The 21,849-nt window shown below is 67.9% G+C and carries 18 protein-coding genes and 1 pseudogene; 13 read left to right on the top strand and 6 right to left on the bottom strand.

Features of this window, described 5'->3' with window-relative positions:
• The 5 genes and pseudogenes from U9J39_RS29010 to U9J39_RS28990 all read right to left on the bottom strand — a co-directional run.
• A pseudogene (locus U9J39_RS29010) lies at positions 1 to 279 on the bottom strand (NAD(P)(+) transhydrogenase (Re/Si-specific) subunit alpha); the annotation flags it as partial.
• A gap of 100 nt (positions 280 to 379) precedes the next feature.
• Positions 380 to 1,174 carry a TauD/TfdA dioxygenase family protein gene (locus U9J39_RS29005; protein WP_116314415.1) on the bottom strand — a complete coding sequence of 265 codons (795 nt, stop codon included), beginning with the start codon at positions 1,172 to 1,174 and terminating at the stop codon, positions 380 to 382.
• 34 nt (positions 1,175 to 1,208) lie between these two features.
• Positions 1,209 to 2,180 carry a zinc-binding dehydrogenase gene (locus U9J39_RS29000; RefSeq protein ID WP_116314416.1) on the bottom strand — a complete coding sequence of 324 codons (972 nt, stop codon included), beginning with the start codon at positions 2,178 to 2,180 and terminating at the stop codon, positions 1,209 to 1,211.
• Positions 2,181 to 2,203: 23 nt separating this feature from the next.
• Positions 2,204 to 2,608, bottom strand: a complete 405-nt coding sequence (locus tag U9J39_RS28995) for a hypothetical protein (RefSeq protein ID WP_326348757.1) — start codon at positions 2,606 to 2,608, stop codon at positions 2,204 to 2,206.
• The gene (locus U9J39_RS28990) at positions 2,598 to 3,059 is read right to left on the bottom strand and encodes a hypothetical protein (protein WP_252668385.1); all 462 of its coding nucleotides are present in this window, start codon (positions 3,057 to 3,059) and stop codon (positions 2,598 to 2,600) included. Before U9J39_RS28990 ends, U9J39_RS28995 begins: the two co-directional genes overlap by 11 nt.
• Before the next feature lie 219 nt (positions 3,060 to 3,278).
• Between U9J39_RS28990 and U9J39_RS28985 the strand changes: the two genes are divergently transcribed.
• The 7 genes from U9J39_RS28985 to U9J39_RS28955 all read left to right on the top strand — a co-directional run bounded on the left by U9J39_RS28985 (position 3,279) and on the right by U9J39_RS28955 (position 12,749).
• A complete protein-coding gene (locus tag U9J39_RS28985; RefSeq protein WP_115682450.1) occupies positions 3,279 to 3,569 on the top strand; it encodes a UxaA family hydrolase in 291 nt (96 codons plus the stop codon).
• A 5-nt stretch (positions 3,570 to 3,574) separates the two neighbouring features.
• Positions 3,575 to 4,729 carry a UxaA family hydrolase gene (locus tag U9J39_RS28980; protein WP_116314792.1) on the top strand — a complete coding sequence of 385 codons (1,155 nt, stop codon included), beginning with the start codon at positions 3,575 to 3,577 and terminating at the stop codon, positions 4,727 to 4,729.
• A 6-nt stretch (positions 4,730 to 4,735) separates the two neighbouring features.
• A complete protein-coding gene (locus U9J39_RS28975; protein WP_116314419.1) occupies positions 4,736 to 5,440 on the top strand; it encodes a GntR family transcriptional regulator in 705 nt (234 codons plus the stop codon).
• Positions 5,437 to 6,471 carry an Ldh family oxidoreductase gene (locus U9J39_RS28970; protein ID WP_116314420.1) on the top strand — a complete coding sequence of 345 codons (1,035 nt, stop codon included), beginning with the start codon at positions 5,437 to 5,439 and terminating at the stop codon, positions 6,469 to 6,471. The genes U9J39_RS28975 and U9J39_RS28970 overlap by 4 nt, the downstream gene beginning before the upstream one ends.
• An 87-nt stretch (positions 6,472 to 6,558) precedes the next feature.
• On the top strand, positions 6,559 to 10,125 hold the full coding sequence (locus U9J39_RS28965) for an indolepyruvate ferredoxin oxidoreductase family protein (RefSeq protein WP_326348756.1): 3,567 nt from the start codon (positions 6,559 to 6,561) through the stop codon (positions 10,123 to 10,125).
• Between the two features lie 68 nt (positions 10,126 to 10,193).
• Positions 10,194 to 11,174 carry a tripartite tricarboxylate transporter substrate binding protein gene (locus U9J39_RS28960; RefSeq protein WP_326348755.1) on the top strand — a complete coding sequence of 327 codons (981 nt, stop codon included), beginning with the start codon at positions 10,194 to 10,196 and terminating at the stop codon, positions 11,172 to 11,174.
• Between the two features lie 174 nt (positions 11,175 to 11,348).
• Positions 11,349 to 12,749 (top strand): 3-deoxy-D-arabino-heptulosonate 7-phosphate synthase, encoded by a 1,401-nt coding sequence (locus tag U9J39_RS28955; RefSeq protein ID WP_326348754.1) that lies wholly within the window; start codon positions 11,349 to 11,351, stop codon positions 12,747 to 12,749.
• Between the two features lie 39 nt (positions 12,750 to 12,788).
• Here U9J39_RS28955 and U9J39_RS28950 read toward each other — a convergent pair whose 3' ends face one another.
• Positions 12,789 to 13,295 carry a helix-turn-helix transcriptional regulator gene (locus tag U9J39_RS28950; protein ID WP_111521947.1) on the bottom strand — a complete coding sequence of 169 codons (507 nt, stop codon included), beginning with the start codon at positions 13,293 to 13,295 and terminating at the stop codon, positions 12,789 to 12,791.
• Between the two features lie 355 nt (positions 13,296 to 13,650).
• Here U9J39_RS28950 and U9J39_RS28945 point away from each other — a divergent pair, with 355 nt between their 5' ends.
• From U9J39_RS28945 to U9J39_RS28920, 6 genes are all read left to right on the top strand, one after another.
• On the top strand, positions 13,651 to 14,856 hold the full coding sequence (locus U9J39_RS28945) for an ATP-grasp domain-containing protein (protein ID WP_326348753.1): 1,206 nt from the start codon (positions 13,651 to 13,653) through the stop codon (positions 14,854 to 14,856).
• Positions 14,853 to 16,670: an IucA/IucC family protein gene (locus U9J39_RS28940; RefSeq protein ID WP_326348752.1), complete on the top strand. Its 1,818-nt coding sequence runs from the start codon at positions 14,853 to 14,855 to the stop codon at positions 16,668 to 16,670. Before U9J39_RS28945 ends, U9J39_RS28940 begins: the two co-directional genes overlap by 4 nt.
• Entirely contained in the window at positions 16,667 to 17,839 is a 1,173-nt protein-coding gene (locus U9J39_RS28935; protein ID WP_326348751.1) for an MFS transporter, read from the top strand. The genes U9J39_RS28940 and U9J39_RS28935 overlap by 4 nt, the downstream gene beginning before the upstream one ends.
• A 61-nt stretch (positions 17,840 to 17,900) precedes the next feature.
• Positions 17,901 to 19,721, top strand: a complete 1,821-nt coding sequence (locus U9J39_RS28930; RefSeq protein WP_326348750.1) for an IucA/IucC family protein — start codon at positions 17,901 to 17,903, stop codon at positions 19,719 to 19,721.
• Positions 19,718 to 20,950 (top strand): type III PLP-dependent enzyme, encoded by a 1,233-nt coding sequence (locus U9J39_RS28925; RefSeq protein ID WP_116314427.1) that lies wholly within the window; start codon positions 19,718 to 19,720, stop codon positions 20,948 to 20,950. The genes U9J39_RS28930 and U9J39_RS28925 overlap by 4 nt, the downstream gene beginning before the upstream one ends.
• Positions 20,937 to 21,713, top strand: coding sequence for an HpcH/HpaI aldolase family protein (locus U9J39_RS28920; RefSeq protein ID WP_116314428.1), 777 nt, complete (start codon positions 20,937 to 20,939; stop codon positions 21,711 to 21,713). Before U9J39_RS28925 ends, U9J39_RS28920 begins: the two co-directional genes overlap by 14 nt.
• Positions 21,714 to 21,849: the final 136 nt, after the last annotated feature.

Here is a 21,849-nt window from a genome sequence, read left to right as displayed (position 1 = left end):
GAGCATGCCCACCAGCACCGCGCCGGGCTTCATCTGCGCCAGTTCGGCGGCATCGGGTGCGCGCACCTTGAGCACCAGCTGTGCGCCGAGCGCGTCGGCGGCGCTGCCGATGGTGGCGCCGACCGCCTCATACGCGCTGTCGGGCTGGCTGGCGTTCAGGCCGGCGCCGGCCTGGATCACCACCTTGTGGCCCTGGGCGACGTATTTCTTGACGGTCTCCGGTGTCGCGGCGACACGCGCTTCCCCCGCCCGCGTCTCAGTCGGGATCCCTATCTGCATATCAGTCTCCGTTTGGTCCCGTCCGCAAGCCGGACAGGCCCTTGGTGCCGGGCGCCACCTGCCGGATCTCAGGCAAGGGCGCCGGTATTGGCGGTACGACTCAGCGGGGCACTTCCCCTTCCAGCGTGACGCGGTTCAGTACCCGCTCGGCGTTGCCGTAGTCATGCACGGCATAGTGCATGGTGCAGCGGTTGTCCCACATCAGTACATCGCCCTGTTGCCACATATGGCGGTAGACGTTGTCCGGCGTCACCGAGTGCTCATACAGGAAGTCGAGCAGCGGACGGCTCTCCGCCTCGGTCATGCCTTCGATGCACTGCGCGGTATCCGGGTGGCCTACATAGAGCGCCTTGCGCCCCGTCTCCGGGTGCGTGCGCACGATCGGGTGCACCGCCGTGGGGACCTTGTCCGAACCAGTCATCTTGGCCAGCCGCGCGCCAGAAAACCGGGCCCGCAGCCCTTCGATCATGCGCTGCATCGCCGGCGACAGGCGGTCGTACGAGACATACTGGTTGCACCACATGGTGTCGCCGCCGACGGGAATGGTCACTGCCGAGAGGATCGAGATCTTGGGCGGCACCTCGGTATAGATCGAGTCCGAATGCCAGGCCTCGGTCGAGGCGGTTTCCTTCGGGATTTTGGTGACCTGGGCCAGTTCCGGGAACTCTGTCAGACCCTTCAGCAACGGGTTGCCCTGCACCGGCTTGCCCCAACGCCTGGCAAACGCGACCTGGGCCGCAGGCTGAAGATGCTGGTCGCGGAACACCAGCACGCCATACGCGAGGAAGGCTCGGTGCAGGGTCTCGAAGCTGGCATCGTCGAGCGGTTGGTTCAGGTCGACACCGGTCACGGCTGCCGCCACGGAGCCGGTCAGCGGCTTGATCTGGATTGTCATCATGTCTCCTCTTGTCTCAGGTTTCTCTGTGGATTCAGTCGATCAGCAATACGATCTTGCCGACGTGCTGGTCTTGCTTCATGTATGCGTGGGCAGCGTCGATGTCGGTCATGGCAAAGGTCCGGTCGATCGGCAGCCGCACGCGGCCCGCGCGCAACAATGGCAGCATGTCGCGGGCGCAGGCCTGGATGCACTCCAGCCGCTCCTGTTCCGTGCGGGTGCGGAAGGTCACGCCAATCAGCTGCAGGCGCTTGAGCCAGAGTTGCGTCAGGTCGATCTGCGCCGTCGCGGAACCCAGCCGTGCGATGTTCACCAGGCGGCCCTTGACCGCCAGGCTTTGCATATTGGCTTCGAATACCGGACCGCCTACCGTGTCGATGATGATGTCGACACCCTTGTTGCCGGTGGCTGCCATGACCGCCTCGACCTGGTCTTCGCGCGACGCATCGATGCCGACGTCCACGCCGAACTGGCTGATCTTGTCCAGCTTGGCGGCCGAGCGCGACGACGCGATCACGGGCCGGGCACCCATCAGCGAGGCGATCTGGATCGCCGCCATCGCCACGCCGCCCGAGGCGCCGTTGACCAGTACCGACTCGCCGGCCACCAGGCGGCCGTTCGTAACCAGTGCGTCATGCGCAGTGATAAAGACGTTCGGGAACGCCGCGGCATCGATCCACGACAGGCCATCCGGCACCGGGATCAGCGCCATCGGATCGGCCACCACGTACTCCGCCTGGCAGCCGCGGCCATGGCCCATCACGCGGTCGCCCACGCGCCAGCCGTTGACACCCTCGCCGACTTCCGCCACCTCGCCGGCAAACTCGACCCCGGTTGTGATGGTATTGCCCGACCGTAGCTCCTTCGCCTGGTTGATTTCGCCACGGTTCAGGCCCGCCGCGCGCACCCTCACCAGTACCTGCCCCGCTGCCGCTGCCGGCACGGGGATATCCTGCACTTCGACCTTGCCGCCCTCGGGGCCCGGCACTACACGGACTGCCTTCACTGCTGTCTCCTTTTCCTGTCTCTCTACGTGTTGCTTGCCGCGTCTGCGTCTTGCGCGAATGCCTGGACCGCGCACTGCGCCGTCGCACGGATCAGCGACAACAGTTCCAGCGCGCGTTCGGCGGCCGCTTCGCCGCCGGGGTGGTTGCCGCGCACGAATGGTGCGCGGGCATCTTCGATCGCAGCCAGCGCCTGCAGCGGTCTTTCCGCCGCTACCGCGAGCCGCCGGAATTCATTGACCGTCAACAGGTACGTGTGGAACACATCCGCCTGCCGCGACGTGGCGCCGAGCTTGTGCAGCAGCACGTTGAGCCAGTGCGTGCCGGCCAGCATCGCGCCCTCGATGGTCATCTCGTAGTCCGCGCTGGTGCACTTGCGCAGCGATGCCTCGATGCTGCACGCCATTGCCATGTGCTGTTCAGTGTCCATGGCAATTCCCCTCCAGGCGCGCCTCCAGCAGGTCAAGGCAGCGGCGCAGCGCGGCGTCACAACCCGCCGCAATGTCGGCAGTCGGCGCCAGCCCCTCGCGCAGGCAAGGATCCCGGTGGTGCTCGATGTGCTCCATCGCCTCCATCATTTCGGCGATATCAGCAGGCACCGGCCCCTCCACTTTCGGGCGGCCGACATGCAGCACGTCGCCCAGCGGCCGCAACGCAGCCTTGAGGCTGCCGTCGGGCTGCGGCACCAGGTACACGCCCGGTTGCGTCGGGAAGCAGTCGTCGTCCAGCGTGATGCGGGCCTGGTGCAGTGCTGCATTGACGGCATGGGTACCGGCCGTCATGCCGGCCCAGAACCACAGCCCGAAATCCTCCAGCGGGTCCAGGCGCGCGCGCAGGGCCTGCAACTTCGCGATCTTCTCCTTGTGTGACATGACCTTCATGTCGGCTTTCTCCGTTGATTCACAGCGTCGATGGTCCGGCGCTGACAACATCGCCGTTGTCAGGACGATAGACAGCGGCCGCATCGATGTCAACAAACTTCTATATAGGACTTACGCTGGGGGAGTAGTGGTTTTCGCTGATTAGACAGATTTTCGCTTGACCTCCAACCGGTAGTCTTTCTACATTGGATCCCAACACCTATACAGGAGTTGATCGAAATGCCACGAGCCATCGTACTAAACCCCGCCGACAACGTGGCCACCCTGCTGGACGCCGGCGAAGCCGGTGAATCCTGTGCGCTCGAAGGCGAGCGGCAAGGCAGGCTGGTGCTGCTGCAGGACGTGCCGTTCGGCCACAAGATCTGCATCGCCGACACGGTAGCGGGACAAACCATCCTGAAGTACGGCCAGGTCATCGGCCGCGCCAGCCGCGCGGTGCGCGCTGGCGAACACATGCATGTTCACAACATCGAGTCGGCGCGCGCCCGCGGCGACCTGCACAAGGGGTAATGCAGATGGCAACAACCTTCCTCGGATACCCGCGCGAGAACGGCGCGGTCGGGGTGCGCAACTGGGTCGCCGTGGTCTCCGTGATGGACAACTGCAATCCGGTGACCCGCACCATTGCCCGCACCGTGGGTGGCTGCATTCCCGTCACCACGCTGTTCGTGCGCGGGCAGTTCGGCGCTGACCTGGACTTCGCCTTCGAGTCGCTGGCCGGCCTGGGGTGCAACCCCAACGTCGCCGCGGTGTTGCTGGTGGGCCTGGAGCCGTCGTCGACCGAAGAAGTGGCGCGCCGCATCCAGCTCAGCGGCAAGCCGGTCGAGCGCGTGCACTTGCAGCCCAACGGCACCGTTGACTGCATTGCCGACGGCACCCGCAAGGCCACACGCCTTGTCCTGGCCGCGTCCCGTGCGCGCCGCGTGCCATGCCCGGTGTCGTCGCTGGTGATCGGCGTGGAGTGCGGCGGGTCCGATACCACCTCGGGCCTGAGCTGCAACCCGGTGATTGGCCGCATGGCCGACATGTTGATCGCCGAGGGCGGGACCGTGATCATCTCGGAAACGTCGGAGTTCATCGGCGCCGATCACCTGTTCGCGGAACGCGCCGCAGACGGGCGTGTGCGCGAGGCCTTCGTCTCCGCTGTGCGCAACATGGAGAATCTGGCCATCTCGCGCGGCGTCGACATGCGCGAGGACCAGCCTTCGCCCGACAACAAGCGCGGCGGCCTGACCACCGTCGAAGAAAAGGCGCTGGGCGCCATGGCCAAGGCCGGCACCAGCCCGCTGGTGGGCGTGCTGCGCTACGGCGAGGCACCGCGGCAGAAAGGCCTGCATTTCATGGACGCACCGGCCGCGGCCGTGGAAAATCTTACTGCGCTGGCTGCCGGCGGATGCCAGCTGACCTTCTTCGGCACGGGGGTGGGCAATCCGATCGGCAGCATGGTGGCACCGACGGTCAAGGTGTGCGGCAACGTCAATACCCTGCATACCATGGCCGACAACATTGACTTCGACGTCAGCGGCGTCCTGCAACGCGGAGAGAAGATCTCCGACCTCGGCGAACGGCTGTACGGCTATGCGACGGACGTCGCATCCGGCACGCGGCTGACCAGCGAGGTGCTCGATATCCGGGAGACCGCGATCAGTCGATTCGCACTGAGCCTCTGAGCAACCATGACCAAACTTAACAGCGTCTCCGACGCGATCATCCGCTCCATCGAATCCGGCGCACTGCGCGAGGGCGACCGCCTGCCGTCAGAAGGCGAGCTGGCCGCCATGCACGGCGTGAGTGTGGGCACCATCCAGAAGGTGCTGATCCGGCTGAAGCACTCCGGACTGATCACGCGCGAGCAGGGGCGGGGTACCTTTGTTTCCGGCACCCGCGTGGCGCCCGCGGATGTGCGCTACCTGCGCTTTCGCGACGAGCAGGGCAACGAGCTGCCGTCCTACGTGCACGCCCGCTCGGTCAAGCGCATCAAGCGCCAGGGGCCATGGTCCGAGTTTCTCGGCGGCGATGGCTGGGTGCGCATCGAGCGCGTGATCAGCGTGGGCGGGCGCCTGGACCTTTACAGCGAGTTCTGGCTGCGCGACGAGGACTTCGCACAGCTTGGCGGCCTGGACCGGGACGCGCTGGAGAAGAACCTGCGCGAACTGATCGGCCAGCGGCTGTCGCTGCCGACGTTGCGCGTGGACCAGTGGATCCGCTTCGGCCCGGCGCCTGCCACGGCGGCGCGGGAGATCGGGCTGGAAGCCGACGCGCCGGCCTTCATCATGGAACTGCGCGGCTACACGCTGCGCGACCAACCGCTTTACTACCAGTCGGTCTACGCTGCCCCCTTTTCAGAGCGGCTGATGATCGTGCGGGAGAAGTCGTCATGACTACGCGATGGAGCGTCCAGAGCCTGGAGCGCTGGACGTCTGCTGTTTTCGAATCGTGCGGCGTGGCGCGCGAGCACGCCATGCAGGCCGCCACCGTGCTGGTGCGCAGCGAGCTGCGCGGCTACAAGACCCATGGCATGACGCGCGTGCCCTCGTATGTCGAGCGTCTGCGTGCCGGCGACTTTAATCCGCGCGCCGGGATGTCGCACCGCAGCTTCGCCGGCGGCATCGTGCTGGACGCCGACGGCGCCATGGGCCAGATCGCCGGGCCGCATGCGCTGCAGCTTGGTCTGGAGGCGCTGGAATCGAGCGCATCCGTGCTGGTTGCGGTGCAGTCGTGCGGCCACCTCGGCGCACTGGGCATCCATGCCCTGCTGGCCGCCGAGGCGGGGGCGTTCTGCCTGGTCGGTCAGCGCACGCCGCCCGTGCTGGGCATGGAGGGCTTCGCCCGCCCTGCCATCGGCCACAACCCCATCGCCTTCGGCTGCCCCCTGCCTGGCCATGCACCCATCGTGTTCGACGTGGCCTGCAGCGTCGCCGCGCGCGGCCATATCTTGCTGGCCGCCCGTGAGGGCAAACCAATTCCCGAGGGCTGGGCGCTCGACGCCGAGGGCCAGCCGACCACCGATGCACAACGTGCGCTGGCCGGTTCGCTGCTGCCCACCGGGGGGCACAAGGGCATCGGCATTGCCATGATGGTGGAGTGCCTGGCAGGCGCCCTCACCGCCACCGCCGACTCGCTCTCCCCCGAGCGCAATCACGTCGGCAGTGCCGGCGCCGTCGGCCGCCAGGGCGGCTTTGTCTGGCTCGTCAGGCCCGATGCCTTCGCCGGCCAGCGCATATTCGCCGACTACATGGCCCATTGGAGCGGCAACTACCTTGCCGCCGGCGGCGGCGATGCAAGGCTTCCGGGCCATCGCGGCGACGCCCTCGAACGTGAAGGGCGCGAGCACGGCATCGCGTTGCCCGACGCCATCGCCTGCGAGCTGACCGCGCTGGGCAGGCAGCTCGCCATCCCGTTCCCGGCCTAGCCGAATCCCCGACGACATCACAGATAACCGGGCCACCGGCAGACGCCGGCCGCCCCTACTCAACCCCACACTGGCTGATTCCGTCCTATGAACGCTCCAATCCACCCCGACGCAGCCCGGCAGGCCATGGAAGCCGTGTCGATCGACGACAAGTACGCGCTGGAATCCGGCCGCGCCTACATGAGCGGCGTGCAGGCCCTGGTGCGGCTGCCATTGCTGCAGCGGCGGCGCGACACGATGGCAGGCCACAACACCGCCGCCTTCATTTCCGGCTACCGCGGCTCGCCGCTCGGCACCTATGACCAGGCCATGTGGCAGGCAAAGAAGCATTTGGCCGACAACCATGTGGTCTTCAAGCCCGGCGTCAACGAAGAGCTTGGCGTGACAGCCGTGTGGGGATCGCAGCAACTCGACTTCGATGCGGCCAGCAAGAAGTACGACGGCGTGTTCGGCATCTGGTACGGCAAGGGCCCCGGCGTCGACCGCAGCGGCGATGCGCTCAAGCACGCCAACCTGGCTGGCACCTCGCGGCTGGGCGGCGTGATCGCGCTGGCCGGCGACGACCACGTGTCCAAGAGCAGCACGCTGGCGCACCAGAGTGACCACACCCTGATCGCCTGCGGCCTGCCGGTGTTCTTTCCGTCCAACGTGCAGGACATCCTGGACCTGGGCGTGCATGCCTTTGCCATGAGCCGCTTCAGCGGCCTGTGGTCCGGCATGAAGACCGTGCAGGAGGTGGTGGAGTCGGGCGCCTCGGTGGTCACCGACTCGGACCGGGTCCGCATCCTGCTGCCAGAAGACTTCGCCATGCCCGAGGGCGGTCTGCATATCCGCTGGCCGGACGATCCGCTCGCGGCCGAGGCGCGCATGATGGAGTTCAAGTGGCCGGCGGCACTCGCCTATGTGCGGACCAACCGCCTGAACCGCAACGTGGTCGAGGGCCCCAGCGACCGGCTGGGCATCATTGCCAGCGGCAAGGCCTACAGCGATACACGCCAGGCCCTGCTTGACCTCGGACTCGATGACGCCGCCTGCTGCGCGCTCGGCATCCGGGTCCACAAGGTCAGCGTGGTGTGGCCGCTGGAATCGCTCAGCGTGCGCGAGTTTGCGCACGGCCTGCGCGAAGTGCTGGTGGTGGAGGAAAAGCGCCCCCTCATCGAGCAGCAGCTCAAGGACGAGTTGTACCACTATCCCCCCGACGCTCGCCCGGCCGTCTTCGGCAAGTACCACCACACCGACGGCGTGGGTGGCGAATGGAGCCATCCACGGCCGGCCGAGGACTGGCTGCTGCGCGCCAAGGCCGACCTGTCGCCGGCGCTGGTGGCCAAGGCCATCGCCCAGCGCCTCAGGCTGCTCGGCGTGCCGGCCGATGTGGCGGCGCGCATGGACGTGCGTCTGAAGGAAATCGAGGCCAGGGAACGCGCCACTGCCCAGGGCGACTCGCGCGGCACCGACCGCCTGCCATGGTTCTGCCCGGGCTGCCCGCACAACACCAGCACCCGCGTGCCGCAAGGCTCGGTCGCGACGGCCGGCATCGGCTGCCACGGCATGGTGGTGTGGATGGACCGTTCTACCACCTCGTGGTCGCAGATGGGCGGAGAAGGCGTGCACTGGATGGGCCAGGCACCCTTCAGCAAGCGCAACCACATGTTCGCCAACCTGGGCGACGGCACCTACAACCACTCCGGCCTGCTGGCGGTGCGCCAGTCCATTCATGCCGGCGTGAACATGACCTACAAGATCCTGTTCAACAGCGCCGTGGCGATGACCGGTGGCCAGCCGGTGGACGGGCAGCTTGACGTGCCGGCGATGTCGCGCGAGCTGGCCGCCGAGGGCGCCAGGCAGATCGTGGTGGTCACGGATGAACCGGACAAGTACAAGGGTGTCGCCAACCTGGCAACGGGGGTCACGGTGCGCCACCGCGACGAACTCGATGCCGTACAGCGCGAACTGCGCGACGTCAGCGGCGTCACGGCGATCATCTACGACCAGGCCTGCGCCACCAAGAAGCGCCGCGAGCGCAAGCGCGGCACCATGGCCGATCCCGCCAAGCGCGTGGTCATCAATGAACTGGTGTGCGAAGGCTGCGGCGACTGCTCCGTAGAGAGCAACTGCCTGGCCGTGCAGCCGGTGGAGACGGAATTTGGCCGCAAGCGCAAGATCAACCAGGATACCTGCAACAAGGATTTCTCCTGTACCAAGGGCTTCTGCCCCAGCTTCGTCACCGTCGAGGGCGGCCAGCTCAGGCAGCCGTCGACGCCAGCCAGGCACCATCCGGCGCCGGGCGACATCCCGATGCCGGCCCTGCCCGACGCGGCGACGCCGCGACGCATCGTCGTGGCGGGCATCGGCGGTACCGGCATCGTGACGATCGGCGGCGTGCTTGGCATGGCCGCGCACCTGGAAGGCAAAGGCGTCATCACCCAGGACGCCACCGGCATGGCACAGATGGGCGGTTCCACCTGGAGCCACATCCAGATCGCTGCCAGCCCGGAAGCCCTGCATGCCAGCCGGGTGGATATCGCGATGGCCGACCTGGTGATTGGCTGCGACACGGTGGTGGCAGCCAGCAAGGCGACGCTTGCCGCCATGTCGCCTGAGCGCACCTATGTCGTGCTCAACAGCCATGTCACCCCCACGGCCGCCTTTGTGCGCAATCCTGACTGGGACGCACAGACCGCGGAGGCCGTGGGCCGCATCGCGCAGGCTGTCGGCAAAGGCCAGCTTGGCAGCTTTGACGCCGAACAGGTGGCAAAGGGCGTGATGGGTCAGTCCATCTACGCCAACCTGATGATGCTGGGCTACGCCTGGCAGAAGGGCCGCGTGCCGCTGTCGCATGCCGCGCTGATGCGTGCCATCGAGCTCAACGGCGTGCAGGTGGACAGCAACCAGGCCGCTTTCGAATGGGGCCGGATGTGCGCGCACGACATGTCACGCGTCCCGGTGCGCGCCGCCGACGCACAAGTGATCCAGTTTGTGCGCAAGCTGCCCGTCGAGGAACTGCTGAAGCAGCACGCCGAGTTTCTGGCCGGCTACCAGAACCGGGCTTATGCGGCGCAATACGAGTCGTTTGTCGGCCGCGTGAAAATGGCGGAATCGGTTGTTGGCGGCACCCGCATGACCGAAGCCGTGGCGCGCTCGCTGTTCAAGCTGATGGCCTACAAGGACGAGTACGAGGTGGCCCGCCTGCACACCGGCGCTGCATTCCGCAAGCAGATCGAGTCGATGTTCGAAGGCAAGGTCCGCCTGGTGCACCACCTCGCGCCGCCCCTGTTCGCCAGGAAGAACCAGGATGGGCAACCCGTCAAGGGCGCCTACGGCCCGTGGATGCGCACGGCCTTCGGGGTGCTGGCCCGCTTCCGCGGGCTGCGCGGCACGGCACTCGACCCGTTCGGCTATACCGCCGAGCGCAAGGCAGAGCGTGCGCTGATCGCCGAATACCGCCGTTGCATCGAGGGACTGCTGCAGAAACTGTCCGCGCAGAATCTGGACCTGGCGCTCGAGATCGCGCGCCTGCCGATGGAGATCCGCGGCTATGGCCACGTCAAGGTGCGCAACCTGGCCGCCGTGCGCACCCGCTGGGACCGGCTGATGGCGCAATGGGAGAGCGGCGAGGTCCGGCACGAGGCAAGCGGGCCCGCCGTGGCTGCCTGAAGATAAATGGTGTAGCGGCCCCGCCCGTGGCGGCGCGGGGACCATCAGAGAAAACGAGGAGACAAACCATGAAATCCACACTGCATCGCGTCGGACACGCCCTGGGTGCCATTGCTCTTGCCGCCTGCGCCGCCAGCGCGCTGGCCCAGGGTGGCTACCCGAACCGCCCCGTGCGCATCATCGTGCCGTGGCCGGCTGGCGGTGGCGTCGATACCGTGACCCGGACCGTGGCCGAGAAGATGACCGCGAGCCTCGGCCAGCAGTTCGTGGTCGACAACCGGCCGGGCGCCACCGGAAACATCGGCGCCGGCATGGGCGCCAAGGCCGTGCCGGACGGCTACACGCTGCTGGTGGCGAGCGCGCCCATGGCCATCAATGCCAGCCTGCAGAAGAACCTGCCGTTCGACCTGGGCAAGGATTTCGCGCCGCTGGGACTGATGGCGAGCTCGCCCTACATGCTGGTGGTCAATCCATCGGTGGCCGGCTCGGTCAAGGAACTGGTGGCACGGGCGAAAGCCGAGCCCGGCAAGCTGAGCTATGCATCGGTCGGCCCCGGGACCCAGCAGAACGTGGTGAGCGAGGTGTTCAAGGAGATGGCCCACGTCAACATCGTCCACGCTCCCTACAAGGGCGGCCCGCAGGCCCTGACCGACATGGTCGGCGGCCACATCCAGATGATGTTCCACGGCGTGCCGGCGGTAATGCCCTTCGTGAAGGGCGGCCAGCTCAAGGGGATTGCCGTGGCGAGCAAGCAGCGCCTGCCGCTGTTCCCTGACATCCCGACCATGGCCGAGGCCGGCTTCCCTGGCATCGAGGCAAGCGAGTGGTACGGCCTGGTGGCGCCCGCCGGCACGCCGAAGGAGATCGTCGCGCTGCTGGGCAAGGAAATCGAGAAGGCACTGAATGCGCCCGGCGTGCGCCAGCAACTCGCCGGCAAGGGCTACGACCCGGCCAGCAGCAGCTCTCCGGACCAGTTCGCTACCTTCATGGCCGCCGAGCAGAAGAAATGGGCGCTGGCCATCAAGCAGACCGGCTTCCGCCTGGAATAAGGCAGTGGGGATGGCGGGTGGCCTTTCGGATTGGCATCCTGAGGATCCCGGGCAGATCATTCGGCGCCACCCGGAGTAAACGCTGGAACCGCCCCCGCCAACCCGCTCCGATGGACAACCGGCCCCGGATTGCCGGAGACTTCAGGCCTGATTCGTGCGACGCCCCCCTGGGATATGGACAAGCCTCCGCTGTCACCACATGCCTTGCTCGATGCGACGCTGGGCGCCGTTCCGCGCCGCTATTGCCTGCCCAAACTTGACGACGCCTCCGTGCCGCCCCTGGATACCAGCCCGGCGACGACGCTCGCACTCGTGATCGAACGGGCCCGCGCCGCGCTGGCGCGTCGCGAGACGCCGGATGCAGCCTTGAAAGACCGCTTCACCGGCGCGCTCGCGCGCATGGTGCGGGAAGCGATGCGCGCGGATGGCGGCGATCCGGTGTTCCAGGCGATGGTGCTGCGGCATCGGGCCGCGCCGGTGCGGGAGTACGCGTCGCTGTCAGCGCGCGCGGACCAGGACCGTCGCGCCGTCCGCGCCACCGTCAATGCGGTCGCGCATCCCGGCAAGCAGCAAGGCCTTGGTCCAGGCCCGCAACGCGAGGCGCTGGCGCGGCTGCATGCGTGCGCCGGTGCGGAAGCCTGGAACGAACTCCACGACACCGTCCAGCGACTGCTGGAGATGGCGCACACGCCCGCCGTGGCGGGCGAACCACCGCAAGCACGCGGCCTGGCCCAACTGCTGGAAAACCCGGCGCTGGCGCGTCTGCAGCGCCTTGATGTGCTGGCGTCGAACGCGCTCGTCGTGGAATACCGGACGCTGTGGGAACGATACGGTCCACGATCAGGCAGCGCTTCCGCCGTCGCGCAGGGACGGTCCTCACGGCAGCGTGGCGATGCCGCCGAGGCGCTGGCCGCGCGGGCGCTCGAGGCGTTGACGCAGCGGCTTAACGCCGCGGCGGGTGCATCGGCACCCTACCGCGTGGTGACGTCGATGCGCGTACCGGCCGCGATCCCGGCCGCGCATCAGCACGCCAAAAGCGAATGGGATGTGGTGCTGCTCCGGCGATCTGCCGCAACAGAAGACACTGCCGCCGGCACGCCGGCCTGGGATGTGTGCGTCCTGGTCGAAGTCAAGGCCTCCGTCGATGCTGCGACTACGGATTTTCCGCGGCTGCTGCGCGGCTTGCGACTGCTTGCGCATGCGGACAAGGACGTCGTCTATCCGTTTGCGACCCGGCAAGGCACGGTGCCGCTGCGCGGCGCCGCGCTGTGCGCCCTGCCCTCGGCTCCCTCTGCGCTGTCCCGCACGGTGCTCTATTGCTGCGACGCCCCTGTTGAGCCGACCCGACGGATGCTCGGCGCCGCCAGCCGGATGCAATTGCTGTCGGCAACGCCGACGCTCGATTTCGCCGCGGCGCTGACGGCGACACCGCCTGCGGACGCGCGCGCGCTTGAGCCGGTCTGGCATGCGCTGCTGGAAGCGCCCGGCTGGCGTGCCGTGCTCGACCAGTACGCGACGCTGCGGCAAGTCCGTGAACTGATGGTGCATACGGACGACTTGCTGGCCGCGGTGTAGGCAAGGCCTGGCCAAGCCAGGCGCGCCAGCGTGATCGACCTAGGATCCACTACCGGGACGCGGCGCCAACAGGTCTTCGAAGAAGAAGGCCGCCAACTGATGGCGCCCGTTCACCTTGGCCTTGGCATACAGATTGGCGGCGTGCTGCCGCACGGTCTTGGCCCCGGTCTCGCGCACCCCGGCGATTTCTTCCAGAGACAGGCCCTTGACCAGCAGTAGCGCGACGTCCCTTTCGGCCGGAGTCAGGCCCCAGCGCTCGAACTGCTCCTGCATCGATTGCAGAAAGTCGCGTGTGGACCGTTGCGCGGCCGCGTCGCGTTCGGCCGCGGCGCGCACTGCGGCATCGGCCGAATGCTTGAGTGTTTCGAACGCGTGCAAGGCGCGTCGGCGCTCGCCGATCACTATGCCGAGGATCACCAGGAACGCAATCGTCGCCGCGGTTTCGGCATAGAAGTGGAACGACGGCCCGCTGCTGACAAGCTGGTACAGGTCCCATGCCTGATAAAGCGGGAAGACGGCAAGCATGAGCAGGAACTTTGGGGGCATAGGCGTTCGGTCTCGGGCCAGCCATGACAAGCCGGCTGGGAAAAAACGAGCATGACGGCGGACGCGTAATGTAACTGATTCTCAATAACAGGCCAAGACCCGTAGTGGCGAAGCCGCCTTGCTAAGTGGCTCTGCTAGCACAAAGCGGCTACCGGACATATGTCCCGGGCGTGGATGATGTGCTGTGGATGGCACGCGAATACGGAACAAAAGGCCCGAGTGGCCAGGGCAAATGTCGCTGACCGGCGGTAACCGCGTTGAGCGTGAGAATGAGTCGCATTAGCATGAATCGGCTGCTTCGTATCCCCTGCATTGCTCATTGCGCTCCCCCGCACATCCACCTGAGACTCGACTCATGCAAGAGATTTTCGTACTCGCTCACGTACCGACCCCCGCCGTCAACGAAGGATTCCTGCCGGCGGCACGCGCGCTCGGGCGCGCCGTCGTCTTATTGACGGATTGTGCCGATGCCCATCGCGCACACTTTGCCGGCGCCGGCCTGCCCGCCTACCCGGACGACATCGTCCCGTGCGATGTCTTCAACCCGGTGTCGGTGATCGATGCCATCACGCGCCGCGGCGGCAAGCCCGCGGCCGTGTTTTCCAATAGCGACCACCTGCAGGCGGCCACGGCGATCGCCTCGGCGTACTTTGGCCTGCCTGGCAAGGACTGGCGCACAGCCTATGCCGCCAAGAACAAGGCCGAGATGCGGCGGCGCCTGGCAGAGTCGGGCATCGACACGCTCTGGCACGCCGTCGTTTGCGACAGCGCCAGCCTGGCCGCGCTGGCCGACGTGCCGATGCCGTGCATCGTCAAGCCGCGCGAAGGCGTGGCCAGCCAGCAGGTCAGCCTGGCACGCAGCCACGCCGAGCTGGCCGAGCATTGCGGCACGATCTGGGCGCGGCACCCGGGCCAGGTATTGCTGCTGGAAGAATACCTGGAGGGCCCGCTGTACACGCTGGAAACGCTGGGCGATGGCAAGGAGCTGCGCGCGCTGGGCGGCTTCCGCGTGACCCTGTCGCCGCCGCCGTACTTCGTTGAGATGGAAGCGGTATGGGGCACCGGCCTGCCGGCCTCGGTCGAAGCCGAGGTGCTGGACACCATCCGCCGCTTCGGCATCGGCTTCGGCGCCTGCCATACCGAGTACGTCCTGACCGCGAAAGGCCCGCGGCTGATCGAGATCAACTACCGCAGCATCGGCGACTACCGCGAGTTCCTGCTGTCCGACACCCTGCAGTTCCCGCTGTTCGAGCAGGTCTTGCGCCTGCACCTGGGCGAGGCGCTGCCCGCGCTCGAGGTGCCGAGGCGGGCGGCGTGGATCCGCTATTTCACCGCGCAGGCAGAAGGCACGCTGCGGCACGCGCCGGCACACAGCCAGCATGAGGGCAACGGGCTCCGGCTGACCTACCAGCCCCTGCGCAAGGTGGGCGACGCCATCCAGCTGACCAACTCCAACAAGGATTACCTGGGCGTGCTGCGCGGCAGCGGTCCCGACAGCGCGGGTCTGGCCGCGGCGGTGGAACTGGCCAGCAGCAAGCTCGCCTGGGAGATCGCGCAATGAGCGCCCGCATGCAACAGCAGCCGTCCCGGTCCGCCACTGCTGCCGACGCCGATGTCGACTACATCTGCGTGCGCGTCGTCGACACCCTGCTGCGCGAGGACGTGCGTGCCTGCGCCAGCCGCGGCGAGTTGTACGGCGCTGACGCGGTACCGGGTGCCGCGCATGGTTTCGATGCCGGCCAGCAGTGGCTGCGTGTCCCGCGCCTTGGCGCCGGCACGCTGTGGGTTCCGGTCAGTCCGACGCGCTACATGCAGGACTGGCGCCTGACTCGCCTGCCCCTGCTGCATGAAGCCGACGGCGAGTTCTCCGCACTGCATGAGGTCGAGTCCATCCTGGCCGCATTCGCCGGCGGCCTGCCCGAGGCAGATGCGCGCCTGTTCACCGCCTACGCCGAGGAGTGCCGTGCCGCGGCCGAGCATCGCGCCGTCTCGATGGCCGAGCGCGCACGCTGGTTCGCGCAGGCTGACCGCACTGCTGGCCATGCGCTGCCCGCCTGGAACCAGCGCATGCTGCACTACGATCGCGCCGCGGGCTTCCTCGACCACCCCTACTACCCCACCGCGCGCGCCAAGCTGGGCTTTGCCGCCGATGACCTGGCCCGCTACGCGCCCGAGTTCCAGCCGGCATTCGCGCTGAACTGGCTCGCGGTCCCGTGCCAGAACCATCATGCCAGCGGCGCCGCGCTGCCGCCGAACTGGCCGGATTTCGCCGATGTCGGCCTGGATTCGGCGCTGGCCAGCTCGCATGCGCTGGTGCCGGTGCATCCCTTCGTCTGGCAGCATCACCTCGATGGCTTCCTGGCCGAAGCCGGGCTGGACGGCCACGTCATCCGCGCGCCGCGCGCCTGCCTGCGCGTGTCGCCCACCTTGTCGGTGCGCTCGCTGGTCGTGCTCGACGCCCCCGCGTGGCATATCAAGCTGCCGCTGACGATCCGCACGCTGGGCGCCAAGAACATCCGCACCATCAAGCCCAGCACCATCGGCGACGGCCATCGCATCCAGACCCTGCTTGGCGACATAGTCCGCCAGGAACCCGGCCTGCACGGGCAGGTGCTGCTGACCGACGAAGCCAATGGCGCCCATGTCGACCAGCGCCCGTTCCTGGGCTATATCCTGCGCCGCTATCCCGAGCCGCGGCTGGCGGACAAGACGGTGGTCCCGGTCGCGGGCCTGCTGGCGGAAACCGCCAGCGGCCAGTGCGTGGCCGAGGAACTGGCCGGCCGCTATCACGGCGGCGATCTCGATGCCTGGCTCGATGCCTACCTGGCGCTGACCCTGCAGCTGCACCTGACGCTGTGGCTGCGTTATGGCGTGGCGCTGGAATCGAACCAGCAGAACTCGATGCTGGTCTACGGCGACGACGGCCTGCGCCTGATGCTCAAGGACAACGATGCCGCGCGCATCGACCGCGCCATGCTCGCGCGCCGCTGGCCGGCGTTGGCGGCCCGCCTCGACGGGCTGGAAGACCAGCGCATCGGCGTCGACGCGGCGTTGCCGCTGGCGCAGATGTTCGTCACCATCACGCTGCAACTGAACATCGCGGCGCTGGTGGAAGGCCTGGCGCAGCGTCGCGGCACCGACCCTGCGGTTGGCTACGCGCGCGTGCGGCGCCACGTGGAGGCCGTCCTTGCCGACCTGGCCGCCGCGGGCGAAGACACCGCCTTCGCGCGCCAGGTGCTGCTCGACGACGACCGGCTGCACCTGAAGTACCTGCTGACCGCCGCGTCTCTCGCCGAAAAGGCGCGGACCGGCGCCACCGACGTCAACAAGTTCTACGGCAAGCGGGCCCCCAATTTCCTCAGGGTGGCCGCATGAGCGCCGGCACGCGTCGGGTGGTCGCGGTGGTGATGCTGTGCCATTTCATCGCCGCGTTTGCGGCGCTGGGCATGCCGCCGTTCTTCGCCCTGATCCTGCAGCGCTCGCTGCACAACGACGTGCCGTGGCTTGCGGGCGCGTTCTACGTGGTGCCAACCCTGCTGGCGGCGATCTCGGCGCCATGGTGGGGCCGGCTCGCGGACCGCTTCGGCAAGAAGCCGCTGCTGATGCGTGCGCAACTGGGGCTGGCGGCAAGCTTCCTGCTCGCCAGCTACGCGACCAGCTCGTTTGCCTTCCTGGCGGCGCTGGTGCTGCAAGGCGTGCTGGGCGGGACCTTCTCGGCCTCCAACGCCTACCTGGCCACGGTCGCCAGCGGTACCACGCTCACGCGCAGCCTGACGGCGATGCAGTGGTCCGCGCGCGCCGCGCTGGTGGCGGCGCCGGCCTGCCTCGGCCTGTGGATGGGTGCCGCATCGCCGATCGTGCTGTACCGCTGGCTGGCGCTGCTGCCGCTGGCCGCCGCGGCGCTGATCGCGTGGCTGCCCGCGGGCGACGCCAACGGCACGGTGCAGCGGCCGGCGGCACGCTCCACCGTCGCCGGCACGGCGGTACCGGCGACGCCGCGGCAGATCTATGTGCTGCAGTTCGCGTTCGTGTTTGCCACCGTGGCGACGTTCCCCTACTTCATCCCGGACCTGCAGCAGCGCATGCCGGCCCTGTCCGCGGCCACCGCCGGGCTCCTGTTCGGCCTGCCGCACCTGGTGTACCTGGCGGCGGCACCGCTGCTGTCGCGGCGGCTCGGGCTGGCACCGTCGCTGACGTTGCTGGCCTCCGCCTACGGCACGCTGGCGGTCGCGCTGCTGGCCCAGGCCGCGCCGCTCGAACTGCCCGCGCTGGTGGCCTGGCGCCTGCTGATGGGCATCGCCATGACGGTCGGCTTTATCGCGCTGCATGCGCTGGTGGCCAGCGTGGTGCACGCGGGCAACGCCGGCCGCACCTTCGGCTGGTTCGAAAGCAGTTCCAAATGGGGTGGCGTCGCGGCCGGGCTTGGCGCCGGCGCCGCGGTCAGCGTGGCCGGCCAGGGCGCGCCCTACCTGCTTGGCGCGGCGTTGCTGGTGCCGGCCGTCGCCTACCTTCTTACCGCCCGACAGCGGATGAGCCCGCTCTGATCCCTCCCGAGAACGAGGTCACAAGACAATGCAAACGCAAAACAAGTTGGAACCTGCCGGCATGCGCCGCCCCCTGGATGACATGACGGAACTGGCCGGCCTGGCCGCCGCGCGGCGCTGCCAGGAGACCCTGCTGAACTGCTACTGCCGCGAAGTCGCGGGCCCCGCCGGCCAGTTGCGCGTCGGCCCGCCGGCAGGGCAGAACGACTGGCCCGCGACCATCGCCATGACACTGCAGCGCGAAGCGGCGCAGGTGCTGGAAGTGCAGCTGCCGCATATCCACGACCGCTTGCTGGCCGTGGTCGGCGGTGCCTGGCTGACCGGCAACTACCGCTACCTGTCGCCGGTATTCCACAAGGCCGAGAACAAGCCGTGGGCGCTGCTCGACTGGGAAGCGCTGGCCGCGCTGCTGTTGCGCGAGATGGCGCAACAGCATGAGCTGCCGCCCAACACCGAGCTGATGGAACAGATCCGCAACAGCGTCGCCGTCAGCACCGAAGTGCTGTCGGTGCCGGTATCCGAGATCATCCCGGCCGATCCGGTCGACGCCTATATCGACTCCGAGCAATCGCTGACCTTCGGCCACCCCTTCCATCCCACGCCGAAAAGCCGTCAGGGCTTTTCCGACGAGGACCTGCTGCGCTACTCGCCGGAACTGCGCACGCGCTTTGCGCTGGCGTGGTTCGCGGTGCCGCGCGACGACATCGCGCAGCAGTCGCTGCTCGACGCCAGCTGCGACCAGCTGATCGCGGCGAATGCCCCGTCAGTGTCCGCCGACCGCGTCGCGGTGCCGGTCCATCCGTGGCAGGCGGGCTACCTGCGCGAGCATCCGCTGGTGCGCGATGCGCTGGCAAGCGGACGCCTGCAAGACCTGGGCACGCAAGGCGCGGACTTCTTTCCGACTTCGTCGATCCGGACCTTGTACCAGCCCGGCAATCCGTACTTCTACAAGCTGTCGCTGAACATCCGCATCACCAACTGCGTGCGCAAGAACGCATGGTATGAGCTGGAGAGCGCCATGCACGTCAACCGCGTGCTGCGCCCGCTGCTGCCGGAGCTGGCGCGCGAGTTCCCCGGCCTGGCGCTGATGGAGGAGCCGGCGTTCCTGTCGGTCGACCTCCGGCACGCCGACATCGAGCAGAACCGCCAGGTCATCGAAGGCTTTGGCCTGATCCTGCGCCAGAGCGTGGATACGCTGCGCGCGCCCGACTGCGTGCCGCTGCTGGCCGGCTCGCTGTTCGGCAACCACTATTACGGCGATGCGCGCATGCAGCGTCTGCTCACAGCGCTCGCCGCGCAGGAAAGGACCACGGTGGATGCCATGACCGAGCGCTGGTTCTCCGCCTATGTGGAGCAATTGGTTTACCCGGTGTTCCACCTCTTCTTTGCGCACGGCGTCATCTTCGAGCCGCACCTGCAGAACGTGGTGCTGGGCCTGCGCCAGGACATGCCGGCGCAGCTGTTCCTGCGCGACTTCGAGGGGGTCAAGCTGACGCCTTCGCGCCATCCCGCGTCGTCCATGGCGGGCATCAGCGAGCGCGCCCGGTCGTCGCTATGGTATGACGAGGAGCAAGGCTGGAACCGCGTCGCCTACTGCGTGTTCGTCAACAACCTGTGCGAAGTGATAGCGCAGCTCGGTGCCGGCAGGCAGGCCCTGAGCGCGCGGCTGTGGTCGGTGGTGCGCCATCACTTGCATACCTACCAGCATCGCCACGGCAATGCGGCGTCGGCGCGCCGCATCAACGGCCTGCTGGCTGGCCGCCCCTTCCCCGCCAAGACCAATTTCAGCAACCGCTTCTTTCAGCGCGCCGACCGCGCCTCGACCTACGTGCCCGTCGCCAATCCGATTCCCTTTGCCGGCATGGAGGCGGCATGGCAATGACCGCCCCCGTACTGCGCTGGTCGCACGTCGCCGACCACCTGCACCAGGCGCTCGCCGATGCGGGCGCCCCGCTCAGCGCCTACGTCTACGACCTCGAGGCGCTGCGGGCGCACGCCGCCACCATTGCTGGCAGCCTGCCGCCGGGTTTCGAGCTGTTCTACGCCATCAAGGCCAACTCCGACCTGCCGATCCTGCAGACCCTGGCGCCGCTCGCGCATGGCTTCGAGATTTCCTCCGGCGGCGAACTGGCCTGGGTGCGCGAGCACTTTGCCGAGGTGCCGCTGATCTTCAGCGGCCCTGGCAAGACCGATGCGGAACTGGCCGGCGCGCTGGACCTGGGGGTCGAGGCGCTGCATGTGGAAAGCCTGCATGAGCTGGAACGGCTGGCCTGGCTCGCGCGCGAGCGTGGCACCACGGCGCCGGTCCTGCTGCGCGTCAACCTGGCGGTCGACGGGCTGCAGGCCACCACGCTGATGATGGGCGGCAAGCCCACGCCGTTCGGCATCGCCGGCGACCAGCTGCCCGCCTGCCTGGCGTGGCTGCGCGCGCACCCTGAAATCCGGCTGCGCGGCTTCCATTTCCACCTGATGTCGCATCAGCTCGACGCCGCCGCCCATCTGCGCCTGCTCGATGCCTACCTGCAGCAGGTCAGGCGCTGGCGCACGGAATACGGGCTCGACACGCTGGACCAGGTCAACGTCGGCGGCGGCATCGGCGTCAACTACCGCGAGCCCGAACGGCAGTTCGACTGGGCCCGCTTTGCCGCAGGCCTGCCGGCGCTGTCGACACAGCGCGACGGGCTGACCGTGCGCTTCGAATGCGGGCGCTATATCACCGCGTTCTGCGGCTACTACGCCATGGAGGTGATCGACGTCAAGCACGCCTTCGACCGGGCCTTCGCCGTGGCCAGCGGCGGCACGCACCACTTCCGCACGCCCTATGCGCAGGGGCACAGCCACCCGTTCCGGGTGCTGCCGGTGGCGTCCTGGCGCTATCCGTTCGCCCGCCCCGGCGTGCAGGATGCGCGCGTCAGCGTGGTCGGGCAGCTTTGCACGCCCAAGGACATCCTGGCGCACGACGCGTACGTCGACAGCGTGCGCGCCGGCGACCTGGTGGTGTTCCCGTATGCCGGCGCCTATGCCTGGCATATCTCGCACCACGACTTCCTGCGCCACCCGCACCCGCGGCACTGCTACCTGCCGGTGGAGCATGCCCATGCTGCAGCCTAACCGTCTCAAGGCCGCGATAGCGTCCGGGCGCGATGTGTTCGGGCTGATCAACTCGCTGCCGCTGCCGCTGATGACAGAGATGATCGGCTACGCCGGCTTCGACTTCGTGATCCTGGATCTCGAGCATGTCGGCGTGAATCCGCAAACGCTCGAGAACATGATCCGCGCTGCGGAATGCGCCGGCACCACGGCACTGGTGCGGGTGCCCCGGGCGGCGCCGGACATCATCCTGCGGGTGCTGGATGCCGGTGCCCAGGGCATCGTGGTGCCGCACGTATGCAACCGCGCTACCGCCGAACTGGCGGTCCACAGCGCGCGCTACCACCCGCTCGGCAAGCGCGGCATCGCCGGTGGCCGGACCACCGGCTTCGGTACCCTGACATTGCCCGAGTACATGGACCGGGCCAATCGCGAGCTGATGGTGGTGGCGATGATCGAGGACCGCGCCGGCATCGACGCGATCGAAGAGATTGTGGCCGTGCCGGGCATCGACATGGTGCTGGAGGGGGCGATCGACCTGTCGCAAAGCCTGGGCGTTCCCGCCGACGCGCAGCATCCTGCCGTGCAGGCTGCGATCCGCCGCATCGCGCGGGCCTGCCAGGCCGGGGGCGTGCCGTTCTGCGCCATCCCGCGTGCGGCCGGACAATGCGAGCAATGGCGCGAACAAGGCGTGCACGCCTTCCTGCTGGGAGACGATCGCGCCACGGCCTTCCGCGCCATGAAGCAGCTGGTGGCGGGCTATCGGCGTGAGCGCCCAGGTTGAATCGCAGGAAGGCTGCGTGTGGCGGCATCCGCACGGCGCCGCCTCAATCGTCTCCGGTATTCCAGTCCGGTTCTTCCAGCCCTGCGCGTAATATCTGCACCGTCCCTGCCACCCCCGCCGCGGCAGGAGCCACCTT

The sequence above is a fragment of the Cupriavidus sp. SS-3 genome (genome assembly GCF_035818815.1).
Taxonomy (GTDB): domain Bacteria; phylum Pseudomonadota; class Gammaproteobacteria; order Burkholderiales; family Burkholderiaceae; genus Cupriavidus; species Cupriavidus taiwanensis_C.
This window is presented reverse-complemented; position numbering and strand designations above follow the sequence as displayed.